This is a genomic window from Rhodopirellula maiorica SM1, from assembly GCF_000346295.1.
Classification (GTDB): domain Bacteria; phylum Planctomycetota; class Planctomycetia; order Pirellulales; family Pirellulaceae; genus Novipirellula; species Novipirellula maiorica.
Window position 1 is genome coordinate 1 of sequence record NZ_ANOG01000578.1, and the last position, 2836, is coordinate 2836.

Here is a 2836-nt window from a genome sequence, read left to right on the forward strand (position 1 = left end):
GGCACAACCACTTCGGCACGACACTTAGGACACGGCAATGTGCGTCCTCGCAAGTGGGTACCGGCTTTCAAGCGATGCCCGGCATGACATTGAACGTGCACGAATTCCATTTCCGTAGCCTTTGATTTTAAGTGGATTTAAGCCAACGCCAGCCGACTTAAACATGCGGGGGGCGTGTTGTGTGGCACGGTGTCGGTCACAAAAACGCCACACCCTAAGAACCCCATGTCTGCCCTGGGGTTTCGGACTATTTTTGCCATTCGTGTTGCGTCGATTGTCCGTGCTTTCGCTTGACGGGATACCGCCGCCCCCCCACTCTCACTCAACACTGCTACAGCGGGCGTCAGTCGTCTTCCTGTTTCAGTTTTCGATAGATCGTCTTTCGATCCAGCCCCAGAATCCGAGCCGCCTGAGTTTGGTTGCCTCCGACGGCGTCCATGACGTGATTGATATAGCGACGCTGAACCTCTTCCATCGACACCAATTCAGCCGGATCGAAGCCACCAAAGATCAACGTGCCGCCTTTGAAATTACGAATCTTTTCTGGCAAGTCCTCGACGGTAATTTTGTCGTAACGTGTCAGTGCGATCGCGCGTTCAATCACGTTTCGCAGTTCACGCACATTTCCAGGCCATGAATAGCTGAGCAGTTTTTCAGCAACACCCTCGGCCAATCCGTCGACCGGTTTGTTTTCGCTGTTGGCAAATCGCTCGCGAAAGTGCTCGGCCAATCGCAGTACGTCCGCACCGCGTGCACGCAGCGGTGGCAACTCGATTCCAATCACGTTGATTCGGTAGTACAAATCTTCGCGAAAACGCCCATCGGCGACCGCGGTTTCCAAATCGCGGTTCGTCGCCGTCAACACTCGCACATCAAAGGTCATCTCTTTATCGCTACCGACCGGCCGCACCTTGCGTTCTTCGAGCGCTCGCAACAGTTTGACTTGCATCGTCATCGGCATCTCACCCATTTCGTCCAACAGCAGCGTCCCGCCGTCGGCTTCTAAGAACAATCCGCGACGTTCGCCTCGAGCATCCGTGAACGCACCTTTGACATGCCCGAACAATTCGCTTTCCAACAATGTTTCGGTTAATGCCGCGCAGTTGACCGCAACAAACGGTTTGCTCGAACGACGGCTATTGGCATGAATCGATCGGGCCACCAATTCTTTGCCCGTCCCACTTTCGCCGGTAATCAATACGGCGGCGTCCGAATTGGCGACTTGTTGCAAATGATCGTACAAGGCCTGCATGGCGGGACTCTGCCCAAGCACTTCACCAAATGAAGCCGCTGAATTTTGCGAGGACTCGAGCAAGCGAACTTGTTCAGACAACCGTCGATGCTCAATCGCGCGTTTGATCGAAAGCGACAACAAATCCATCTCGATCGGCTTGGTGATAAAGTCATACGCTCCGCTCCGCATCGCCGCTATCGCGGTTTCGAGCGTTCCAAACGCTGTCATCACGATCACCGGAATGTCCGGTCGAAGCTGAGTCAGCTGTTCACACAACTGCAGCCCCGTGGTGCCCGGCATGCGAACGTCGGTTAACACGACGTCGTAATCGCGTTTGTGAATCGCCTCGATCGCTTCGCTGGCCGAGGTGAACCAGTCACTTTTTATCTCGCGAAGTCGCAGATCGGTATGGATCAACTCGCACATATTTCGCTCGTCATCGACGATCAGGACGCGAGACGATTCCTTGGGCTCTGTCATCATTCCAATCTCAGTTTGAGTAACCAAACGCCATGTTCCCCGATCCCCCGTATTGGACGAAGCAACGAGTCCTGCAGCACGGGACTCTCGTAGCCTCGTCCACCACGATCGCTTGCATAGGGATTTTTGGCAAAATCCGCTACGATCGTTTGCACAGCGGATTTTTGGCAAAATCCACTACGGGTGCTTATGACGCGGAAAACTGACGCGAAACGTGGTGCCTTGGCCTTGCTTGCTGTCCACAGTAATATCGCCGCCATGTTCACGCACGATACCGTAGGCAATCGACAACCCAAGCCCCGTTCCTTCGCCAACGTCTTTTGTCGTGTAAAAAGGTTCGAACACCTGGTTCAAGTTTTCGGCCTGAATTCCCACACCGGTGTCTCGCACATCGACCCACACTCGGTCGGATTCCTCGTCGCTGCCGAGCGATACGGTCACCGTCCCTCCATTGGGCATCGCCGCAATCGCATTGCTGATCAAATTCGTCAACACTTGTTGAACCTGTGCTGCATCACCATCGATTTCCATCGGCAGTGTAGCCGAATCGAATACCAATTCGGCTTCCGATTTGCTGACCAACGGACGCATCAGATCACAGGTTCGCGCGACAATCTCTCCCAGTTCAATCTGGCCATGCGGCGATGGGGTCTGACGAGCGAAATCGAGCAACTGACGAATGATTGCCGTCATTCGCTCCGATTCGCTCTTGATCGTCTTCGCACTCGACGCGACCTCGTCTGCCGATAACTTACCGCTAGCGATCAATCCTGCACGTCCCGACACCACATTCAGCGGAGTACCAAGTTCATGGGCCACTCCGGCAGCAAGCGTCCCGATTGTGCCCAAACGGTCCGTATGCCGAATGGTATCACGCTGTGCACTCAGCCGATGACTCATCTGGCTGATCGCGGCGGCCAGCCGTCCCAGTTCGTCGTGACATGTCAGCGCCGGTGGTTGATCAAGTTTGCCTTCGCCGATGCGGTTGACCTGTTCAATTAGTTTGTCCAGCGGTTTGCCAACCAACTGAACGCCGCCCCAATAGATCACCAGCGCGGATAATCCCGCGACGCCCAACAGCGACAGCAGTGATGCATACAGCGAATCACGGACCAACGAATC

The 2836-nt window shown here is 54.8% G+C and carries 2 protein-coding genes; both read right to left on the reverse strand.

The features are described from left to right. Nucleotides 1–343: 343 nt before the first annotated feature. Nucleotides 344–1717, reverse strand: coding sequence for a sigma-54-dependent transcriptional regulator (locus RMSM_RS18395; protein ID WP_008699552.1), 1374 nt, complete (start codon nucleotides 1715–1717; stop codon nucleotides 344–346). Between the two features lie 174 nt (nucleotides 1718–1891). Beyond that, nucleotides 1892–2836, reverse strand: a 945-nt coding sequence (locus RMSM_RS18400; RefSeq protein WP_144057759.1) for a sensor histidine kinase, incomplete at its 5' end; no start/stop codon positions are given.

Bases quoted from the DNA above. Each gene is read 5' to 3' on its own strand.
- RMSM_RS18395 (WP_008699552.1), bottom strand. From the start codon at position 1,717: ATGATGACAGAGCCCAAGGAATCGTCTCGCGTCCTGATCGTCGATGAC.